The organism is Gemmata algarum, from assembly GCF_034097035.1.
Taxonomy (GTDB): Bacteria; Planctomycetota; Planctomycetia; order Gemmatales; family Gemmataceae; genus Gemmata; species Gemmata algarum.
Genome location: NZ_JAXBLV010000244.1, coordinates 118,846 through 140,594 on the forward strand (window position 1 = coordinate 118,846; position 21,749 = coordinate 140,594).

The following is a 21,749-nucleotide window of genomic DNA, read 5'->3' on the forward strand; positions in this document are numbered from 1 at the left end:
TACGATGTCCGCGTGCGGGCGCCGCAGCCTCCCTCCAACCTCACCCGCCGCGGCCCGCCGAATCCCGAGAGATCACACTTCATGTTCCGCTCACTCGCCGCCGTTGCCGCCGCCGCGCTCGTGGCCGTAGCAGTGGGGCCGCGCCCCCCGCGCGCCGGGGCCGAAGAGCCCAAGCTCCCGATGACGCTCGGCTCCATCGACCGCCGGGACGCCAAACTCGACGCCCTGATCCCGAAGGACGCCAGGATCGAAGTGCTCGCGGGCGGGTTCAAGTGGACCGAGGGGCCGGTGTGGGACAAGAAGGGCAACGCGCTCCTCTTCACCGACATCCCGAACAACCGCGTCGTGAAGTGGTCGGCGAAGGACGGGGTCAGCGACTTCCTCAAGCCGAGTGGCTACACCGGGAAGGCCGAGTTCAAGGGCCAGGAGCCCGGCGCCAACGGGCTGGCGTTCGACAGGGACGGGCACCTGATCCTGTGCCAGCACGGCGACCGCCGCATCGCCCGACTCAAGGACGGGAAGTTCGAGACGCTCGCCGATAAGTACATGGGCAAGCGGTTCAACAGCCCCAACGACCTCGTGCTCGCGAAGAACGGCGACATCTACTTCACCGACCCGCCCTACGGCCTCCCGGAGCAGGTAAAAGACCCGGCGAAGGAACTCGACTTTCAGGGCGTGTACCGGCTCTCGCCCAAGGGCGAGGTCACGCTGCTGACCAAGGAGATGACCCGCCCCAATGGGGTCGCGCTGGCGCCCGACGAGAAGACGCTCTACGTTGCGAACTCCGATCCCGATAAGGCCGTCTGGATGGCGTTCCCGATCGGCGCCGACGGCGCGCTCGGCAAAGGCAAGCTGCTCTACGACGCTACCGCTGACGTAAAGGCCGCGCCCAACAAGGGGCTGCCGGACGGCCTCAAGGTGGACGCGAAGGGGAACATCTTCGCCACCGCGGTCAACGGCGTGTACGTGTTCAGTCCCGAAGGCACGCTGCTGGGGCGGATCGTGACCAACGACAAGACCGCGAATTGTGGCTGGGGGGACGACGGCACCGTGCTGTACCTCGCCACCAACGACAAACTCACCCGCGTGAAGACCACCACCAAAGGGCTGGGCTGGTGAGATCGGGGCTCCCTCGGCGAGTCAGGAGTTGTCGTCCGAGCCGCGGGAGCGATCTTGTGGTGGTCGAGACCCCGCCGCGGGCTGCTGCGGCGGGGGATGGACGGCGTCATCCGACGAAGACGCCGCCCGGCAGCGCGGCGTCGAACGCGAGCCGGTCGAGCACCGCCGAATCGGATCGCAACGACTCGAACGTTTTCACCTGTGGACCGGCACCCGGCCCCGCGCCCGCGACCAGCACGGGGCCGTTTGCGGCCACCCGCACGCCGCCCACGAATTCCGGGTCGAACGCGTAAAAACTGGCCCGCTCTTGACCCCCGGAGAAGAGCTTTACGTGGGTCGCGCCGGCCGCCGAGCCGACGAACAGCCCGGCCGTGCCGGCCCCGATCGAAACGCCACTCCGGTACTCCGCCGCGAACGCCAGGAAACTGGACGTCGTTTCACCGGTCGTGCCGTCGAACACCTTGATGTGCGAACTGCCCGTCGCGGTGCCGACGATGACATCTGCCCGGCCGCGGCCGGTCCAGTCGCCCGCCGCGACCGTGACCCCGCCGGTGAACCCGTCGAACGCGAGGAAGCTGCGCACCTCTGCACCCGTCACCGCGTCGAAGACTTTTACGTGCGAGTTTCCAGTGGCGGTACCGACGATGACGTCGGCGCGGCCGTCGCCGTCGATGTCGCCAGCGGCGACGTAGAGCCCGCCCAGGAAGGCCGGGTCGAACGCGAGGAAGCTGCGGATGACGGCTCCGGTTGCGCCGTCGAACACCTTCACGTGCGGCGCGGCGCCGGGGCCGGTCCCGGTGATGATGTCCTCCGTGCCGTCACCGTTGACATCGCCGGTGGCGACCCGCACCCCGCCGCTGTACCCGTCGTAGGCCGCGATCTTGAACCGAACGGTGCCGTCCGCGTTGAGGACCGACACCTGCGCAGGCGCTCCCGGCCCGGTGCCCACCGCGATCGTTTGTACCGGCTGCGTGGCACCGGTGCCGGTCGGATTGGGGGATTGGGGGGTGGGAAGGGTGGGAAGGGTGGGAAGGGTGGGTGTGACAGAGAAGTAGGGAGGGACGCTCGTGTTCGGGACCGTACTTCCGAAGAATACGGTGATCGTTCCCGCACTGTGGTTCAGAGCGAACAGCCAGCCGCCGGCCGCCACATCAAGATCGACGGTGCCGAAACCGGCGGAGGCGAACAGGCTTTCTGCGCCGGTGGCTCCGTCTCGGACGAAGATGTCACCGGTGGCCGGCTTGGCGAAGAAGTAGTCACCGACGTACTGGGCGGGGAAGTACGGGGTCGCGGGGTTGTAGAACGTTCCGCCGCTGAGCGCGTGGGTCGGCCAGCCGCCGATCGTGACGACGTCGGTGACTGACGCCGCGGAGGCACCCGGGACCACTACGAGGTGCGGAGAGGTGAACACCGGGCGGGTGAAGTTGGGGAAGGCACCCGGGTCAAAGTCGCCTTCGTTACCGGGCCATCCGTAGTTGGCTCCCGGCGCGCCTTCGTTCACCTCGTCGGACAGGTCGCCGCTGTCCGTGATGAAGAGCCGGCCGGTGCCGGGCTGAACCGCGACGGCGAGCGGGTTCTGTAACCCGAGTGCGAAGATCGCGCGGTTGGCCCCGGTCGCGGTGGCATAAAACGGGTTGTCGGTCGGGACGGTGCCGTCGGGGTTGAGCCGGAGCACCTTGCCGTTGAGGCTGGTGAGCGCCTGGGCGCGGCCCCCGTCGCCCGCGTCGCCGGTGCCCACGTACAGCTTGCCGTCGGCTCCGAACGCCAGCGCCCCGCCGTTGTGGTTCGGGGCCGATGCGATGTTGTCGAGCAGGACGGTTTCGTTGGTCCCGACGTTGCCGGTGGCGGTGAACCGGCTGACCCGGTTGACGGGCGCGGGGCCGGCGGTGGTGTAGTAGGCGTACACGTACCCGTTGGTCGCGAAGTTCGGGTCCAGGGCCATGCCGATCAGCCCGCGCTCGCCGGCGGTGTCCACGCTCAGCGACACGAACGGGGTGTCGAGCAGGGCGTAGTCCTGGATCAGCGTGGTGAACGGTAGTGGGTAGTTCTGGACGACGCGGATGGTGCCGGCCTTCTCGGCCACGAAGATGCGGCCGTCCGGGCTGGCCGCCATCGCGGTGGGCTGGACCAGGCCGGACACCACGATCGAGGGGTTCGCAATGCTCGTGGGCGTGTCACGGGTCTCGAGCGCTTCACAGTGAAGGCGGGAACGGAAAGGTCGTCCGGTCACGGGGCTCCTTCCTCCGCAAGTTCGATACTCGCGTGAGCGTTGTGGATAGGGGCGCGAGTAATATACAGGCCGACCGCCTGTGCGTTCAACCACGACTGCGGGTGAAAACTGTGATGATTTATTCTGCCGCCTGAAGCAACGTTGTGCTTGAGGTGTGCGGGGGGGCGGCTGGCGCAGGCCGACGGCGCCGGTTCCTTCGGTCAACCCGTGGTGCGGTTGTGGTGCTCAATCTGGATTGCACGTCACTCCGAAATACTTCCCGAGACGGTCTGCGACCTCGATCCCGACCCTAGCAAAGATGAAGTTGCCCGAGATGTTGGAATAGAACTCGAAGTACGTCTCGCGCGGGAGTTCGTACCCGTTGTCGGGCGGGATGTGCTCGAACGTAAAGTGGACGAATGCCTCGTCACCGTCCGCTATGCCATGCAACGGGAAATTGCGTTCCGCGTCCGAGTGCCCCAGCCGCCGCTCCAGCGCGGCCGGGAAGTAGAAGAACACCCAGACCAAGTCCGGGCCGCGGTCGTCGATCTCGTACCGGGTCAGTCCGAGGTTCGTGCCCACAACGTGCTCGGCCGCGGCGTGGATGCGGTCGCGGTCGAGTACGTCCCAGGGTAGGGTGTAGTGCAGTTCCCAGCTCACTTCTGCTCCGGACGCAGGAGCGGGAACAGGATCACGTCGCGGATGGTCTGGGTGTTGGTGAGCAGCATCACCAGTCGGTCGATACCGATACCCAGGCCGCCGGCCGGCGGCATCCCATGCCGCAGCGCGCGAATGAAGTCGTGGTCCATCTTCGCCATCGAATCGTCTTCACTCAGCCCCGCAAGCTGCTGCGAGAAGGTCTGCTCCTGCGTGATCGGGTCGTTCAGTTCGGTGTAGGCGTTTGCCAGCTCCATTCCGTGAACGTACAGCTCGAACCGCTCGGCGATGGCCGGGTTTTCCCGCTTGCGCTTCGTGAGGGGGCACAGGCTCGCCGGGTAGTCGTACACGAACACCGGGCCGACCAGCGCGTCCTCTACCTTCTTCTCGAACAGCTCTTGCACGAGCACGTCGTGGGCCTTGGCGACCTTGGGCGCGCCCTTCGTGGGTTCCATTTCGAGCGGGATCTTGTTGGCGCCCGCGGCGGCCTTGACCGCGGCCTCGTCGGCCATGTCGCAGCCCACGTGTTCCTGGAACAGATCGCCGTACTTGGCGCGCTGGAACGGCGGGTTGAAGTTCACCACCTTCTCGCCGAACCGCAGGTGCCGCTCGCCGTGCAGGTCGTACACGCGGTGCGGCACCGCGCGGGTCTTCTTCTCGCCCTTGTCCTCGTACTCCTCGTCCACGTTGACGGTGGCGGTCGGGCCGACCGCGTCGACGCACGCGACGATGAGCCCTTCGGTAAGATCCATCATCGTCCGGTAGTCGCCGTACGACTGGTACAGCTCGAGCATCGTGAACTCGGGGTTGTGCTTCCGGCTGATCCCCTCGTTCCGGAACACCCGCCCCAGTTCGTACACCTTCTCGATCCCGCCCACCAGGAGCCGCTTCAGCGGCAGCTCGAGCGCGATGCGCACGAACAGGTCGATGTCGAGCGCGTTGTGGTGCGTCTCGAACGGCCGCGCCGCGGCGCCGCCGGCGATGGCGTGCAGCGTCGGCGTTTCGACCTCCATGTACCCCTGAGCGTCGAGGTGGTTGCGGATGGTGCGGATGATCTTCACCCGCTGGTGCGCGCGGCGCAGCGTGTCGGGCGTGTAGACCATGTCGAGGTACCGGTGCCGGAGCCGGTACTCCTCGTCGCCCATCCCGTACACGTCCTTGGGGTGCGGCTCCAGGCTCTTCGTGAGGAACGTGAGCTTCTCGACCTGGATCGTGAGTTCGCCGGTCTTGGTGGTGCCGAACTCGCCGTCCACGCCGATGATGTCGCCCAGGTCGAGCAGTTGTGCGACCTGCCACTCGGTCTCGGTGAGCTTGTTGACCCGGACCATGAGCTGGATGCGGCCGGTCTGGTCCCAGATCTCGAAGAACATCAGCTTCCCGCCGGGCCGTGCCCGGACCACGCGACCGGCGGCGCGGACCTTTGGTCCGGACTTGGCGTCGTCGAACTTGTCGGCCGGGAGTTTCCGAATCTCGCCGATGGGCTGGGCGTTATCGAACCGGTGGCCCCACGGGTCGAGGCCGAGGGCCTCGATCTGTCGGAGCTTCTGGAGCCGCACTTCGGCGAGGTCGGTTGTTTCGTCCGCCACGGTAAATTCTTCCGTTTCCACGGTGTTGGGTGTTAAGAGCGTTTTAGTTACGGGTCGAATGCAAGGACACCCGAGAGGCGGCGAGCGTTCGCGGGTGGACCCGTTCCCGCGCCTCGTTGTCCGGAAGGGAAGGGCGGGGGAACGCGCGGGGGCGCCGTTTCGCAGCGCCGCAGTTTCGCGCGACGCTGACCGGGTCGTGCGCCTACTCACACCGCGTCAATAACTGGAAAAATGAAGCCGCGGCGCCAGCGAAAGGTGAAGAAGAAGCCCGGGTGAAAATTTGCTCGCGCCGTGACCGCCCCGGGCCGGGCCGCTACACTGTTCCGACGTTCGTTCCACCACGGAGACGGAACCCATGTCGAGCGACGCTTCCGCGTCCAACGCCGGCGACAAGAAGTCCGACGAGCCGAAGACCCTGCTGGAGAAGGCCGGGGCCGCGCTGCCGGTCGCCCTGACCGCGCTCGCCGCGGTGTTCGGGTCCATGTCCAACGGCGCGCTCCAGGAGGCGATGTACTGGAAGTCGCAGGCGGCCCAGGACCAGGCGAAGTCCACCAGCCAGTGGTCGCTGGCCGGGTTCAAACGCGACCGCTCGCTGATGATGCAGACCACCGCGGCGCAGCTCCGGGCGACCGCGGGGTACGCGCCCGCGAAGTTCGACGCGGCGCCCAAGGACGCGTCCGGTGCCGAAGGGCAGAAGGCGCTCGCGTGGCTCACCGAGCGCGGCGAGAAGGGCGGGCCGCCACCGTCCAAGCTGCCCGACATTGAGGACGAGCGGATCAAGGAGCTGCGCGACGCGATCGAGCACCGCGAGCCGGAGCGAGATCAGCTCAAGAAGGCCGGCCGGGTGGACATCGCCAGGATCAACAAGACGATCGACGACGCCGAGCGGTACAAGGAGCAAACGGACAAGGAGTGGGCGCCGGTGGTCGCCGCGGCGGAGGCGTGGGTCCGGGCGCAACAGGTGTCCAAGCCCGACGCCCCGGACGCCGCGAAGCACGCGGCGACCGCGGCCCAGGCCGCCGGATTTGAGCTGGAGCAGCGGCGGTACCGGGCCGAGTCGCGGATCGAGCAGGGGATCGGGTTCCTGTACGAGATCCGCGTCAAGGTGAGCGCTGCGGAGAGCGACAAGCACCGCCGCAAGAGCGACGCGCTATCAATCGCGATGCTGGTGGCCCAGATCGGCGCCGTGGCGTCGTCGCTGGCGCTGGCCCGCAAGCAGAAGAGCGCGCTGTGGCTGTTCGCGGGTCTGATCGGGCTGGTCTCGGTCGGCGTCGGCGGGTACGCTCTGATCCCGCCCGCGCTGCTCCCGTTCTGACCGGGATGGCGGGCGCCACGTGAGCGACCGCCATGACCGGCACGGACCGCCGACTCGCCGAACAGCTCTTCCACGACAAGCAGGCCGCGGAACGGGCCGACACGTTCCGCGGCGGTGCCGGTTCGCTCCGGTTTAACAGCGAAGACTACCTCGATCATGAAACCTGGGTGCGTCCCGCGTTCGGATCGCTCGGCGATTTGCGCGGGCGGCGGGCGCTTGACTACGGGTGCGGGCACGGGATGGCGGCGGTCACGCTCGCCCGCGCCGGCGCACTTGTGACGGCGTTCGACCTTTCGCCGGGGTACGTGGCCGAGGCGCGAGCCCGGGCCGATGCGAACGGGGTTGCCGTCGAGTGCGTCACCGCCGACGGCGAAGAGCTGCCCTTCGAGACGGCTTCCTTCGACGCGGTTTGGGGCAACGCGATCCTTCACCACCTCGACCTGGCGCGGGCCGGTGCCGAGCTGCGGCGGGTGCTGAAACCGGGCGGGTTGGCGGTGTTCTGCGAGCCGTGGGGCGGGAACCCGCTGCTGGGGTTCGCCCGGCGGGCGCTCCCGTACCCGGGCAAGGACCGCACCCCGGACGAGCACCCGCTCACGCGCCGCGACCTGGACCCGCTGCGGCGCATCTTCCCGGCGATGAACGTTCGCGGGTTCCAACTCCTGGGCATGGTGCGGCGGGTGTGGAAGCACCGGGCGGCCCTCCGCCTCCTCGATGCGGCCGATGTGCGGCTCCTGCGAACGGTCCCGCCGCTCGAAAACTGGTGCCGGTATGTGGTGATCGTCCTGCGGGCCGGATAGACTGTCGGGGCCGTGCGGAATGTGCCGCTTGAGCCGCCCCGATGAGTACGCCCGCGCCCACCTCGCCGACCGCCGACGCGCCCGGAACATCGGGCAGCGCGCAGGCGGTTTTGGGCATTTTCTTGGCGGTGCTGCTCGGACTCCTCGCGTACCGCGGGTACGGTTCGCACCTCGGCGCACGGCCCACCGAACCGGCCGCGGCCGCGCCCGTTGATTTGAACGCCGCGGGCGAGGCGGAACTCGTGCAGGTGCCGGGCGTCGGTCCGAAAATGGCCCAGGCGATCGTGCTCCATCGTCAGACGCACGGTCCGTTTCGGTCGGTGGAAGAGTTGCGGAACGTTCGTGGGGTCGGGGCGCAGACGCTCGAAAAAGTGCGGCACCGGTTCCACACAGAGACGATTGCCACAGACCCGCCCGCGCCGCCGGAAACGCCCGCAACGATTACTCGTACCTCCTTCTCCTCACCACTTACATCGGACCCGCCGCCGCTTCCGCCACGACCGGTTGCCTCCACCGGCGCGAAAAAGCTCCAGCCGGGAGATCCGCCGATCGACGTGAACACCGCGTCACCGGACGAACTCCAGCGCCTGCCGGGGGTCGGTCCGGTGATGGCACAGGCAATTGTTTCGGCGCGCGCGACGAGACCGTTTGAAAGCGTGAGCGACCTCGACCGTGTGAAAGGGATCGGCGCGAAGACGCTCGACAAGCTGCGCCCGTTCGTGACCGTGAGGTGAGCTTCCGGAGCGCGGGCCTCTGGCCCGCTTGAGCCATTGTCGCTAATCGGATTTGCGAAAGTTAGATCGCGGCTTCACATAATATCGGAAGCGGGCCAGAGGCCCGCGCTCCAGAAATTCACTTTCCCGCCGCTTCCGTTTGCTTCTTCTTGCGCTCGGCGATTTCGTCCGCGAACAGCTTGCGAACCGTCTTCTTCGAGAAGAAGTCCACGATCCACGGGGCGAAGCGGTTCACCAGCACCAGCAACTTCCCGCGGAAGGTGAGGGTCACGTCCAGGCTCCCGCGCGCGACGGCGTTCAGCGTCGCTGCGGCCACTTCTTCGCTCGTCATGCCGCGCATGTGGTCGAGCTGCATCTTGGCCTTCTGCTCCAACATGTTCTTCGAGAAGTTGGTTTGCGTCAGGCCGGGCGATACGACGATGACATCGACGCCGTCCTTCGCCAGTTCGGCGCGGATGGACTCGCTGAACCCCATCACCGCGAACTTGCTTGCGGAATACAGCGACCGGGCCGGCAGCGCCCGCTTGCCCACCACCGACGAGATGTTCACGATCGCCGGCGTGGTCCCCTGCTTCAGCAGCGGTAGGAGCACGCGGGTCGTTTCGGTCAGCCCGAAGAAGTTGGTTTCAAAGATCTGGCGCAGCACCTCGGGCTCGGAGTCCATGAAGTGACCCGTCGCCCCGATGCCCGCGTTGTTGATGAGCACGTCCAGCCCGCCGAAGCTGTCGGTGGCGGCCTTCACCATCGCGGCGCGGTCGTCGGGCTTGGTGATGTCGGCGGCAACGGTCGCGATGGTGCCGCCCGCGGCCCGCACCTCGGTCGCGAGTTCGTCCAGAAGGGGCTGCGACCGCGCCGCCGCCAGCACCCGGCACCCGCGCTTCGCGGCCTCGGTCACCAGCGCCCGCCCGATGCCCTGTGACGCCCCGGTGACCAGCACGCGCAGCCCGCTCAGATTCCGACGCGCCATGACATCTCCTCGGCGAACTCTTCCCGTTAGTTCTACGACAACGCACGGGAAGTCACGCCGGCCGGTCCTAACATGATCTCGGTAAATACGGGGAGCTGAAATGGCTGTAACGGTTTTCTCGAACGCAACGCTCGTGCTGCCCGATCGCGTGTGGCCCGGTGCCACGCTGGCGGTGACCGACGGCCGCATTTCGGAGATCGACCAGGACTTGCACGTGGTCGATGCGATCGATCTTGGGGGTATGTACCTCGCGCCCGGGTTCGTGGAACTTCACGTTCACGGCGGCGCCGGCGCCGACTTCATGGACGGCACCGCCGAAGCGTTCCGGACCGTATGCCGGTGCCACGCGCGCCACGGGACGACGAGCCTCACCCCAACGAGCACCGTCGCCACCGGTCCGCAGTATGACACGTTCCTGAATCTGTGCGACCAACTGTACGGCGACGTTCCCGGCGGCGCCCGCATTGTGGGCAGCCACTTCTACGGCCCTTATTTCGCACGTCCGGCCCGCGGGTGTCACCCCGATCAGGAGTTCCTCGTTCCGAACGCCGATAACGCGGACCGGTTCACGAAGCTCGCGGCGAAAATGCCCCTGGTCGTCACCGTGGCGCCCGAGATCGAAAACGCAGAGTGGCTCGTTCGGACCTACGCCCCCCGCGGCGTGAAGTTCAACGCCGGGCACAGCCACGGCACGTTCTCCCAGGTGGAAGCGGCGGTGTCGTGGGGGGTGACGCACGTCGATCACCTCTTCTGCGCAATGTCCGATCGCGCGCGGCTGCGGCAAACGCAAGCGTTCCCGATGCGGGCCGGGGTGCTCGAAGCCACCCTGTACTTCGACCAGCTCACGACGGAAGTGATTGCCGATGGGAAGCACCTCGCACCCGAACTGCTGCGCCTCGCGTACAAGGCGAAGGGCGCGGACCGGCTCGCCTTGGTGACGGATTCGATGCGCGCGGTCGATATGCCCGACGGCGAATACTGGTTCGGCGCCGAAGGGAGCGGGGAGCGCGTCCGCAAGAAGGACGGCGTCGGGGTGACGCTCGATGGCACCGCGCTGGCGTCGTGCGTGATGGGTGTGGATCACTGCCTGCGGACCATGCACTTTGCCGCCGGCGTTCCGCTCGTTGAAGCGGTCCGCATGGCGAGTCTGACCCCTGCCCGCATCCTGGGGTTAGAGGCCGAGATCGGCAGTCTGGAAGTCGGGAAGCGCGCGGATTTGGTGGTGCTCGATCACGAACTGAACGTGCGGCAGGTCTACGTGGGCGGGGCGCCGATCGGTGGGATTTAACGGCACACCTCGCCGGCGCGCGACCAACGCTGGTACGATGGCGCCGGGCACAGGTGGAGCAGGTGGAGGTTGTGAAACGCGGACTGCTGGAGTATTGAAGTGCCACGACGTTCCGCCCGCGCTCGACGGAGCCAACACGTGCGACGCGACTTCCTGAAGCTGTGCGGCCTGGCCGGGTTGGGGTTCGCGGTGCCGGTTCGGTCGCGCGAATCGCCCGCCGCGGAAACGCCCAGGGACGAACCCTATGCGGGGCCGTTCTACGTCGTGTTCAACGCCTCTGGCGGGTGGGACACGACGTACCTGATGGACCCGAAAGGGGTTAACGGGATCAACCGGCTCTACAAGGACGGCGACATCCTCACGAAGGGCGCGCACACGTACGCCCCCAACAAGGCGCACGCGAAAGGCGGCTTGTGTAACGAGGACTTCTACTCCGAGTTCGGGGCCGAGTTGCTCACGGTTAACGGGCTCGACTACTCGACCAACAACCACTCGCCTGGCGCCCGCTACATGGCGACGGGCAAACTCGACAGCACCGAGTATCCGACCTTTGCGGCGCTCGTCGCGGCGTGCCGCGGTCCGAACTGCCCGCTCGCGTTCCTGACGTTCGGCAACTACTCCGCGACCGGGAATCTGGTGGCGATGTCGCGGGTGCCGTACCTGCCGTCGCTCAAGAAGATCGCGCTGGCCGACGCGATGGACGGCAACGAGCGCGCGCCGTACCACGATAAATTCGCGCTCGACCGGATCGAAGAGGCGCTCCGCGAAACGAACGAGGCGGCGGGGGCCGCGCCACGGCTGCCCCGCGCCGAGCGCGCCGAAAACATGCTGTACGCGGCGCAGGTGAACTCCAAGGCGCTCCAGCGGGTGGCCCAGTACATTCCGGCGACCTCGCCCCGGGAGCGGCTGTCGCAGCAGGTCGAAATCGCGCTCGCATCGTTCAAGGCCGGGGTGTGCGTGTCCGCGAACCTGACCATCGGCCAGTTCGATAGTCACGCCAACAACGACGCCGACCAGATGAAGCTGATCCCGGAGTTCCTGGCGGGCGTCGCGTACCTGATGCGCCGCGCCGGCGAACTAAAGATCCGCGAGCAGATCGTGGTGGTGATTCAGAGTGAGATGGGCCGCACCCCCGACTACAACGCCGGCAACGGGAAGGATCACTGGTCGATCGGGTCCGCACTCTTTTTGGGGCGCGGGATCAAAGGCAACCGCGTGGTCGGTGCGACCGACGCGAAGCAGTTCGCGGTGCCGCTCGCCCCTGCAACCTTGGCGCTCGACAAAGACAAGGGCATTAAGGTGCGGCCCGAGCACGTTCACCTCGCGCTGCGCGAGCTGGCGGGGATCGCGGATCACCCGCTGAGCAAGAAGTTCCCGCTCGGGGTGCCCGAGAAGGAGAAGCTTCGCGGGCTCTGGACCGGCGCTTGAGTCGCCCGGACCGTCGGGGTACGCTTGGGCGTCGCCCCGACCTTTCCCGGATGCGATTTGATGACCCGCGCTGCGCTCGCTCTGCTCTTTCTGGCAGCATTCGGCCCGCCGGTGCGCGGGGCGGAGGCTGCAACCCAGAAGCCCAACGTTTTACTGATCCTCGCCGACGACCTGGGGTTCTCCGATCTGGGGAGCTACGGCGGCGAGATCGACACGCCGAACCTCGACGCGCTCGCGAAGAACGGGCTGCGGTTCACGCAGTTCTACAACACCGCGCGGTGCTGGCCGACCCGCGGGTCGATCCTCACCGGCTACTACGCCCAGCAGATCCGCCGCGACACCGTGCCGGGAGTGCCCAGCGGCAACCAGGGCACGCGCCCCGCGTGGGCGAAGCTCCTGCCGGAGCTGATCGCGCCGCACGGCTACGTCTCGTACCACTCCGGCAAATGGCACGTCGACGGTTTGCCCCTCAAGAACGGGTTCACACACTCGTACAGCCTCAACGACCACGACCGCCACTTCGCACCCAAGAAGCACACGGAAGACGACAAGCAGCTCCCCGCCGTCGATCCGAAAGAGGGCTACTACTCCAGCACCGCGATCGCCGATTACGCCATCAAGCAAATGACCGGTCACTTCGAGAAGCACCCGACCAAACCCTTTTTCGAGTTCGTTGCGTTCACGGCCCCGCACTTCCCGGTTCAGGCGCCCGCGGCAGACGTGGCGAAGTACCGGAAGAAGTACCTCGCCGGCTGGGACGAACTCCGTGAAGCACGCTGGACGCGCATGAAGGATCTTGGGTTGGGCGACACGCTCCCCCCGATCGAGCGCGATCTCGGTCCCCCTTACGCGTTCCCGGAAGCCATCAAGAAACTCGGCCCGAACGAACTGAACCGCCCGCTGGCGTGGAACGACCTGACCGCCGAACAGAAGGCGTTTCAGGCCGACAAGATGGCCGTTCACGCCGCGATGGTGGACCGAATGGACCGCGAGATCGGTCGCATTCTGGACGTGCTCAAGAAGGCGAAGCAGTTCGACAACACGCTTGTGGTGTTCCTCTCGGACAACGGCGCGAGCGCGGAAATCATGGTCCGCGGCGACGGCCACGACCCGCACGCCGAGTGCGGCACCGGTGCCACGTTCCTGAGCATCGGGCCGGGCTGGTCGAGCCTGTGCAACACGCCGTTCCGTCGGCACAAGACGTGGGTTCACGAGGGCGGCATCCACACGCCGTTCATCGCCCACTGGCCCGACGGGATCAACGCGAAGGGTGAACTGCGAGCCACCCCCGGGCACGTCGCGGACGTCGTTCCGACTGTGTTGGAGCTGGCGGCCGGGAAACCCGTCACTTCCCCCACCAATAGCGCGCCGGATTTCGCGGGGCGCAGCCTGGCTCCCGTGTTCGCTAAAGACGGAACCGTGACGCGCGGCTCGCTCTGGTGGCAGCACGAGGGCAACCGGGCGCTGCGCGTCGGCGACTTCAAAATCGTCGCCGCGGGCAAAGATGCCGAGTGGGAGCTGTACGACCTCAAGGCCGATCCGACCGAGACGAAGAACATCGCGAACGAGAAGGCCGAGAAGGTGCGCGAACTGGCGGCGGCGTGGCAGAAGGAAGCCGAAACCTACTACGCCCTGGCAAAGAAGGACGCTGCACCGACGAAGACCAACACCCCACCGGCGAAGAAGTCCAAGCAACCCAACGTGCTGTTCATTGCGGTGGACGACTTGAACCACTGGGTCGGGCATTTGGGGCGCAACAAGCAGACGAAGACGCCCAACATCGACCGCCTGGCGAAGATGGGGGTGACGTTCACGCACGCCTACTGCGCGGCCCCGGTGTGCAACCCGTCCCGGGCGGCGCTGATGTCGGGGCTGCGCCCGGGCAGCACCGGCGTGTACGACAACGGGCAGAACTGGCGGCCCGTGATCGGCAAGGAACTCACACTCACCACGCAGTTCCTGAACGCGGGTTACAACGTGTACGGCACGGGTAAGATCTACCACGCCAACGTTCACCGCGACGGCGAGTGGACCGACTACTTCGTCGGCGCGAAGGAGAAGACCACCCCGCACCCCGACTCGAAGGACGACGGCGTTGGCGGGATCAAGTTCCGCCCACTCACGGACGACTCCAAGCTGCCGGACGAGAGTATCGTGGATTACGGCATTAAACAGCTTCAGGCGAAGCACGAGAAGCCGTTCTTCCTCGCGGTCGGGCTGCACAAGCCGCACATGCCCTGGAACGTGCCGAAGCAGTATTACGACCTGTTCCCGCTCGACCAGATCGAGCTTCCGCCCACCCAGAAGGACGACCTGAAGGACGTGCCCGCGGGCGGTCTGAAGATGGCGAAGCCCGACGGCGACCACGCGACGATGGTGAAGTCCGGGCGCTGGAAGGAGGCGGTGCAGGGGTACCTCGCGACCATCGCGTACTGCGATGCGCAGATCGGCCGGTTGCTCGACGCTTACGACAAGTCACCCGCCAAGGAGGACACAATCATCGTCTTCTGGGGCGATCACGGCTGGCACTTGGGCGAGAAGGAGCACTGGCGCAAGTTCGCGCTGTGGGAAGAGGCCACGCGGATGCCGTACATCTGGGTTGCGCCCGGGGTGACGACACCCGGCGGCGTGTGCGACCGCACCGTTGACCTGATGAGCGTGTACCCGACGCTCTGCGGGCTGTGTGCCGTCGCGAAGCCCAAGCACGTCGAGGGCGAAGACCTTTTGCCGCTACTGCGCGACCCGCGGGCGAAGTGGGAGCGCCCCGCGGTCACTACATTCCACCTCAACAACCACGCGGTGCGCACGGACCGGTGGCGGTACATCCGGTACGCGGACGGCGGCGAGGAACTGTACGACCACACGAAGGACCCCTACGAGTGGACAAACGTTGCCAGGGACGCGAAGTTCGCCGACGTGAAGCAGGAATTGATGAAGCTTCTCCCGACGACGAACAGGCCCGAACTGCCCCGCAACAAGGAGTGAGACTCACGGCCCGCGCGTATTAATTGCCTCGCCAAGTTAGGACTCGCGGTAAAAGTCGCAAATTCACGATCAATTGTTGCAATTGATCGTGAATTTGCGATTCGAAAAATTACCGACGTATGGCCGATGGTTCCGGGGCGCTGAAAGCGGCCTTGTATACTTCAAAGGAGAAGTCGCGGCGCGGCTTGCACAGATCGACACCGGGGGGGCTTGTACGAGGCGGTGCCAACCGGGCAGAGTTCGGGCTTGCGGTATAATTAAATTAATGATGCCAATTAAATAAAATGGTTTGGTGATTTTTTGTGGCTATGTGCTTGCTCACAGCGTGCGCAGGCGACACCCAGAAACCATGCGAAAGTGACGCAGCCGAGCGACAAGTGACGCCGGCCCGCTCACACCAGTAGCCAGCGGCCGAGGTTGAAGTACAGCAACAGGGTAACCATGTCGGCGGCGGCCAGGGCAATCGGCCCCGATGCCACTTGCGGGTCCCGGCGGGCCAAACGGAGCAAAAAGGGAAGCGCCAGTCCCACCGCGGCCGAAGCGGCTACCCCACCGCCGATGCCGATACACAGGCTCAGCCCGGCACGCGCGCTGCCCTTCCAGATCACTGCCACGACCCCGACGATCAGCCCGCAGAACGCACCGAGCAGAAGCCCCACCAGCACCTCCCGCCCCACCCGCCGGCCGAGCGCCCCCCACGTCGGGCGCCGCCCGTGCATCGTCTGAAGGGCGAGGCTGACCGACTGGATCGCAACCCCTTCGGCCATCCCGGTGACCAGCGCGATGAACGGTGCCACCAGGATCAGCGTCGCCACGTCGGCGTAGGCGTCGGCGATCAGCGCCGCAATCATCCCGCCGACCACGTTACACATCAGCCACGGGAACCGCTTCCGCGCCGCGTACAGTGCCCGCCGCTGCTCGGCCTCGGTCAAGTGGACGCCGACCAGTTCGAACAGGTCTTGCCCCTCCTGGCGCCGCTCCAGGTCGGCCAGTTCGTCGGTGTACAGGTCCACGTCCACCAACCCGACCAGCTTGCCGCCGGCGTCGATCACCGGGAACGCCAGCAGCTTGTGGAGGGTGAAGAACTCGCAGGCGTCCAGCACGCTCGCGGTGTGCGGCACCGACACCACGGGGCTGATCATCACCTGACGAATGGGCGCCTCGGGCTTGGCCCGCAGCAACCGCCGCGTGGGCACGACGCCGACCAACCGGCCTTCGCCGTCGACGACGTAGAAGTAGACGACCCGGCCGCCGATCTCGTGATCCCGAATGTAGTCGAGCGCCTGCGCGACGGACGCACCCGACTCGATCCGGGTCGGGTCGGTTCGCATGTGCTTGGTGACGGGATCGGCGAGGATCTGGCGGGCATTGGACATTAAAGTCTCCTCCCGGACGCGCCTGAAGAGCTACCCGCAAGACTCAAATTCGGTCGCCGCAACTTTAATCAGGCAGGTGGATTATAGGTAGGCGCGAGCCGTTCCGTCCGGCAGTCCTGTACGGGCGGCCGTAACTGATTGCGCGATTTCGACGAGCCGCGATCGCCAAGCAGCGGTAACGTTATCCGCTCTCCGGCCGGCACGTAGGTGCTTGGTGTGCCTCCCCGCGCGACCGGCCTCGTGGGTACCGCGACCGGATGCGGCGTGTGAGCCGGCCGGGCATCCCGACCGGCGGTAGTTCGGCCGCCTTGGCGCCCGGCCTGAGTTCCTGCCGGAATTGAGGGCTCGTCAGAGCATTGTCAAATGCTCGCGATCGAACTGGAACCGCTTTGGCGGCGGGCGGTGCTGACAACGTCGCGAGCCGCCGGGGCGGCGTTACCTGTCTCGCAATCGTCGGCACGGTCAGGATCGTCGAATAGTTAACGGCCCTCGTCCCCGGACCTTCAGGAACCCGACCGATGCGCACGGCCCTTTTCGCCGCATTCGCCCTGTTCGGTTCCACCGCTTGCGTTGGCGCCGCGGACGATGCAAAGCCGCTCGCACAACGGGCCGCCGCCGTTCTCAAAACGCACTGCTACCGCTGCCACGGACAAGATGGGAGCGTCGAGGGCGCGGTCAATTACGTCACCGACCTCTCGAAGCTCGTCGCCCGCAAGAAGGTTGTTCCCAACGACCCCAAGGGCAGCCGGCTGTTCCGCCGCGTGGACGACGGCACCATGCCCCCGCCCGACGAGCGGCCGCGCCCGAGTGCGGCAGAAGTCGCGGCGCTCAAGAAGTGGATCGAAGCCGGGGCACCGGCCGCTGAGAGCCCCCACGCCCCCACGCCGATCGGCCCCGCCGACGTGTACGCCGCGGTGCTCGCCGATCTTGACACGCTCGACCGGCGCGCGCGCCGGTTCCAGAGGTACTTCACCCTCGCGCACCTTCACAACGCCGGCCTCTCCGACGAAGAACTGCAAACGTACCGCAACGCACTCGCGAAGCTGGTGAACAGCCTGTCGTGGGGGTCCAAGATCGTGAACCCGGTCGCGGTGGACGCGGCCCGTACGGTGCTGCGCATCGACCTCCGCTGGTACGTCTGGGACGCAACGACCTGGAACCGCGTGCTGCAAGAGTACCCCTACGGGGTGCTGGACCAGTCCGTCACCGCCCGGGCGGTCGCGGTGGGCACCGCGGCGAAGCTGCCGGTCGTCCGGGCCGACTGGTTCGTGGCGACCGCGGCGCGCGCGCCGCTCTACTACGACGTGCTCCAACTGCCCGGCAACCTCGCGGACCTCGAGAAGCTCCTGCGCGTCGACAGCGCCGAAAACATCAAGCAGGAACGGGTCGCCCGGGTCGGGTTCAACGGCAGCGGCGTCTCGCGGTTCAACCGCGTCCTCGAGCGCCACGACTCCGCGCAAGGTATGTACTGGCGCACTTACGATTTCGATGAGCCGCAGGCGAACCTCGTGGACCGCGCGAACGGCGGGCTGCTGCCGGACCGCCGCAACGCCTTCGCGTTCCCGCTCGGCCCGGCCGGGCTGGCCGACAACCCGTTCCAGCACGCCGGGGGCGAGGCGATCTTCGCGCTGCCCAACGGGTTGCACGCGTTCTACCTCGCGAACGCCGCCAACGCCCGCCTCGACAAAGGGCCGCTCGCCGTCGTCAGCGACCCGAAGCGCCCGGACCGCGCCGTCGAGGCCGGCGTGTCGTGCATGTCGTGCCACACCTCCGGAATTTTGCCCAAGGCGGACCAGGTACGCGACCACCTCGACAAGAACCCGAAAGCGTTCAAGCGCGACGAGGCCGACGTGGTCCGCGCGCTGTACCCCGGCAACGACATCACACTCAAGTTGATGGAGGCCGACGCGAACCGGTACGCCGAAGTGGTCGCGAAGACCGGCGCCCGTGTGAGCCGCTTCGAGGCGGTCAGCACCGTCACGCAAAAGTACGAAGCCGAGGTCGACCTTCTCACCGGGGCGAGCGAGGTCGGCCTTCCGCCCGCCGAGTTCCGGGACCGCATCAGCCGGTCCGATGCGCTGGCGAAGCACATCGGTTCGCTCCGCACCGGCGGCGCCGTCACGCGGCAGATCTGGGTGCAGACGTTCGCCGACCTCGCGCGCGAGTTGCAGCTCGGCGGGCTGTACCAAGCCAATCTGAACGGCCCCACCCTCAAAGACAACACCGGCGAGCTCGACCCGCTCGAAGCCCGCGGCGACTCGGCCAACCAGTGGGCGTTCGCGCCCGACGGGCGCCGGGCCCTGGTCGCGAGCGGCGACCGTAGCGTTCGCTACTACGACATCGAAGCCCGCCGCGACATCAAGCGGCTGGTGGGGCACACGGCGAGTGTGTGGGCGGTCGCTCTGTCGCCCGACGGCCGATTCGCGGCGTCGGGCAGTATGGACGCCACCGCCCGCATCTGGGACCTTAAAACCGGTCTCGAGAGCGCCCGATTCGGTGACCACACGAGTCTCGTCGGCGCGGTCGCCTTCGCACCAAACGGCAGATGGGTTGTGTCGGGCAGTTTCGACGGCTCGGTCGCGTACTGGAACGCCGTGAACGGCCAGCCGGGCTGGCGCGCAGAAAAGTTGGGGCCGGTCACGGCGCTTGCGATTGACCCGCAGGGAACGTTCGTCGCGGTCGCGACCCCGAACGCCCTTGTACTGCTCAACCTCACCGACGGCCGCGAACTCCGGCGGTACGGGAAGCTTGCCGCGCCGCTGTCGGCGGTCGCGGTCAGCCCGAACGGAAAGTGGATCGCGGCCGGCAACGATCTCGGGACGGTTCACGTCTGGCTGGTGGGCGACGAGAAGCCGCGTTTCACCCTGACCGGTCACGAAGGCGGCGTGCGCAGCGTGGCTGTGAGAGACGGCCGCTGGGTTCTAACCGGCGGCGCGGACCGCACGCTCCGCCTCTGGGACGCGACCGCCGCGAAGCCCGAACGGGCGGTGCTCCGCAAACACGCCGCCGCCGTCACCGGCGCCGCGTTCCTGGTTAACGGCACCCAAACGGTGTCCGGTGACGACACACTCCTGGCGCTCCCGTGGAAGATAGACCCGTTCATCAACGCGCCCACCGAGCCCCAAAAAGAGTTGCCGAAAGTACCAGACAGAATTCCGTATGCGCGACCGTAACGGCACGCTCCTGATCCCTTGCGGATGGGATCCGACGGTTGCGAGTCCCAAGTTTCTGGTTTCAGGGCAGGAAGCGGCTCATCAAAGAGCAACGGGCCGCACGAGTGGCCCGTTGCTCCGGTTCACGCGCCGCGATCCGACGGCAGTGAGGCGATTGTTTCACTCTCGTCGCCGCAACGCAGATTTGCTCGCGCACAGGTGATCCCGTTCCGGCCCCACCAGCAGGGCCGTGCCTCACGACCGATTACGCAACCGAACTGGCCCGCAACTTTACCGTCGTCCACGGGCGGATCGCGCCTCCGGCACTTCAGTGCCGGCGTAGCGCTTCACCCGAGGCGGTGCCACCTTCGCGCTTTTGCGGCCTGCCACACGCAACCACCGCTTGAGCATGGATTGATGCCGATTCTGGGGCGGTCTGTGGTGAGGCAACATGAGGCTTACTGAAGCTCCCATGCCCTCGCCCACGGACGGTTGCCATGATTCCATACTTCGCGGAGTCCGGAATGCTGTGGCTCATTAGCCTGGGCGAAACCCAGGCGCGGGCAGGTGTCTTGGCCGGGGGCTCGAATGCCACCGTCGAGCGCTTACTGGCGATCGATCGGGCGTGGCCGGGTTGCGGGAGTTCCACTGGGTCCAACAGGCTGAGCGCGCTGGAGGCCCATCGCACCTCGTTGGAAGAGTCATTTCAGACGAACTCGCCTGACACGGTGGCCGCGGAGCGTGACGGCATCCGGGCACGGGCCGGCTCCAGGCGCGGGGAATCGCAGGCGTGGGCGTTGTTAAAAAGGGCCTGCGGCTGAGCGGGCGTCGGATGGGCGCGATTCCGCTCCCGCCGAACCGCACGATCGAAGAGCACATGGCCACACAGGCCGAATTCAAGACCGCCAAGATGGACCCGGTGTTCGCCCGAGCTCAGGCGGCTCGGCGCGTCTCGACCGCCGGTTGCGGCAGCCCGAGCACCTTTCGGTACACGCCGCACGTCACCCGCGCGCAGGCGTCCCAGGTAAACGTGGCCGCATGCGCGAGCCCGCGGCGCCGGTAGTAGCTCAGGAACTCGCGGTCGTCCGCGATCCGCAGCAGCGCGTCCCGCCACCCGTCCAGGTTGTCGGGGGCGAGCGTGAGGGCGTTCGAGCCGACCACCTCGCGCACCGCGTCGGCCGTCGAGGTGACCGCGGCCGTCCCGCACGCCATCGCCTCCACGGGCGGCATCCCGAAGCCCTCGTAGAAGGTCGGGTACAGCAGCGCCTCGGCGCCGGCGTACAGCGCCGGGAGGTCGGAGTCCGGGACGTATCCCAGGTGAATCGCCCCGCGCGGCTTCGCCTCCGAGTGGAACAGCTCGCGCTCGGCTTCGGCCTTCCACCCCCACCCGCCGGCCAGCACCAGAGGGCACGCGGCCCGGACCGGCTCGGGCAGATCGATGAACGCCCGCAACAGGGTCGCGATGTTCTTCCGCGGCTCGATCGTGCCGACGTACAGCGTGTACCGCGGCGGCAACGCGTACTTCGCCCGGAGCGCGGCGATCGCGTCGGGCGTTTGCGGCCGGAACTGCGGCCCGACCCCGCACAGCATCGCCGTCACCCGGTCCGGCGACAGGCCCAGGTAGCGCTGCGCCTCCGCGCGGACCGCCTCGGTCCCGACCAGGACGTGGTTCGCGAGTCCCAGCCCGCGGGCGAACGCCTTTTCGTGCGCCTTCACCCGCTCCGCGGGGTGCCACTCCGGGTGCAACAGCACCGAGAGGTCGAAGACGGTAACGACCAGCGGCAGGCCGGTCTGGAAGGGGACGAAGTTGGGCTCGTGGTACAGGTCGAACCGGCCGGTCCGGGCGGCCCACTGAAAGTGGGCCGCGTACCCCAACTTCGCGACCGCGCCGGCGGTCCGCTTGGCGAACTGCTTCAGCGCTCCGGGTTCGCGGGCCGCCCGCGGGGGTACGCCGGCGTCGGCACGGAAGAAGCGCCCCGCGGCGCGCGCGACCCCGGCCCCGGGGTACAGCCAGAAGTGGTCCTTGGGGAACGTCGCGACCAGCGCGGCGTGCAGGTTCGCCGCCGCGTGCGCGATGCCGGTCTTCGGCTTGAGAGTCGTTACCCCGTTAAAGAGGACGCGCACACAAAGCCCTCT

The 21,749-nt window shown here is 67.1% G+C and carries 14 protein-coding genes; 8 read left to right on the plus strand and 6 right to left on the minus strand.

All coding sequences use genetic code 11. From position 1 onward, the window contains the following. Positions 1–81 precede the first annotated feature (81 nt). Positions 82–1,119, plus strand: coding sequence for an SMP-30/gluconolactonase/LRE family protein (locus R5W23_RS31435; protein ID WP_320689793.1), 1,038 nt, complete (start codon positions 82–84; stop codon positions 1,117–1,119). Positions 1,120–1,225: 106 nt separating this feature from the next. Here the strand turns inward: R5W23_RS31435 and R5W23_RS31440 are convergent, their stop codons facing one another. From R5W23_RS31440 to lysS, 3 genes are all read right to left on the minus strand, one after another. Further along, positions 1,226–3,349, minus strand: coding sequence for a PQQ-dependent sugar dehydrogenase (locus R5W23_RS31440; RefSeq protein ID WP_320689794.1), 2,124 nt, complete (start codon positions 3,347–3,349; stop codon positions 1,226–1,228). Between the two features lie 225 nt (positions 3,350–3,574). Continuing rightward, complete coding sequence (locus R5W23_RS31445; RefSeq protein WP_320689795.1) at positions 3,575–3,988, minus strand: hypothetical protein; 414 nt, start codon at positions 3,986–3,988, stop codon at positions 3,575–3,577. Further along, a complete protein-coding gene (gene lysS / locus R5W23_RS31450) occupies positions 3,985–5,571 on the minus strand; it encodes a lysine--tRNA ligase (protein ID WP_320689796.1) in 1,587 nt (528 codons plus the stop codon). Before lysS ends, R5W23_RS31445 begins: the two co-directional genes overlap by 4 nt. Before the next feature lie 355 nt (positions 5,572–5,926). Here lysS and R5W23_RS31455 point away from each other — a divergent pair, with 355 nt between their 5' ends. The 3 genes from R5W23_RS31455 to R5W23_RS31465 are packed head-to-tail and all read left to right on the plus strand — an operon-like array spanning position 5,927 to position 8,417. Next, complete coding sequence (locus R5W23_RS31455) at positions 5,927–6,886, plus strand: hypothetical protein (protein ID WP_320689797.1); 960 nt, start codon at positions 5,927–5,929, stop codon at positions 6,884–6,886. A 32-nt stretch (positions 6,887–6,918) separates the two neighbouring features. After that, complete coding sequence (locus tag R5W23_RS31460; RefSeq protein WP_320689798.1) at positions 6,919–7,683, plus strand: class I SAM-dependent methyltransferase; 765 nt, start codon at positions 6,919–6,921, stop codon at positions 7,681–7,683. A gap of 41 nt (positions 7,684–7,724) precedes the next feature. Further along, positions 7,725–8,417 carry a ComEA family DNA-binding protein gene (locus R5W23_RS31465; RefSeq protein ID WP_320689799.1) on the plus strand — a complete coding sequence of 231 codons (693 nt, stop codon included), beginning with the start codon at positions 7,725–7,727 and terminating at the stop codon, positions 8,415–8,417. A 118-nt stretch (positions 8,418–8,535) separates the two neighbouring features. Here the strand turns inward: R5W23_RS31465 and R5W23_RS31470 are convergent, their stop codons facing one another. After that, a complete protein-coding gene (locus R5W23_RS31470; RefSeq protein ID WP_320689800.1) occupies positions 8,536–9,384 on the minus strand; it encodes an SDR family oxidoreductase in 849 nt (282 codons plus the stop codon). A gap of 100 nt (positions 9,385–9,484) precedes the next feature. On the opposite strand from R5W23_RS31470, the gene R5W23_RS31475 reads away from it, so the two are divergent. The 3 genes from R5W23_RS31475 to R5W23_RS31485 all read left to right on the plus strand — a co-directional run bounded on the left by R5W23_RS31475 (position 9,485) and on the right by R5W23_RS31485 (position 15,085). Next, positions 9,485–10,672 carry an N-acetylglucosamine-6-phosphate deacetylase gene (locus R5W23_RS31475; protein ID WP_320689801.1) on the plus strand — a complete coding sequence of 396 codons (1,188 nt, stop codon included), beginning with the start codon at positions 9,485–9,487 and terminating at the stop codon, positions 10,670–10,672. 138 nt (positions 10,673–10,810) lie between these two features. Beyond that, positions 10,811–12,100, plus strand: a complete 1,290-nt coding sequence (locus R5W23_RS31480) for a DUF1501 domain-containing protein (protein WP_320689802.1) — start codon at positions 10,811–10,813, stop codon at positions 12,098–12,100. A gap of 60 nt (positions 12,101–12,160) precedes the next feature. Beyond that, a complete protein-coding gene (locus R5W23_RS31485; RefSeq protein WP_320689803.1) occupies positions 12,161–15,085 on the plus strand; it encodes a sulfatase-like hydrolase/transferase in 2,925 nt (974 codons plus the stop codon). Between the two features lie 392 nt (positions 15,086–15,477). On the opposite strand, the gene R5W23_RS31490 is transcribed toward R5W23_RS31485, so the two are convergent. Further along, the gene (locus R5W23_RS31490) at positions 15,478–16,461 is read right to left on the minus strand and encodes a magnesium transporter (protein WP_261188609.1); all 984 of its coding nucleotides are present in this window, start codon (positions 16,459–16,461) and stop codon (positions 15,478–15,480) included. A gap of 518 nt (positions 16,462–16,979) precedes the next feature. Here R5W23_RS31490 and R5W23_RS31495 point away from each other — a divergent pair. After that, positions 16,980–19,634 (plus strand): c-type cytochrome domain-containing protein, encoded by a 2,655-nt coding sequence (locus tag R5W23_RS31495; protein ID WP_320689804.1) that lies wholly within the window; start codon positions 16,980–16,982, stop codon positions 19,632–19,634. A 912-nt stretch (positions 19,635–20,546) separates the two neighbouring features. On the opposite strand, the gene R5W23_RS31500 is transcribed toward R5W23_RS31495, so the two are convergent. After that, entirely contained in the window at positions 20,547–21,737 is a 1,191-nt protein-coding gene (locus tag R5W23_RS31500) for a glycosyltransferase family 4 protein (protein ID WP_320689805.1), read from the minus strand. Positions 21,738–21,749 lie beyond the last annotated feature (12 nt).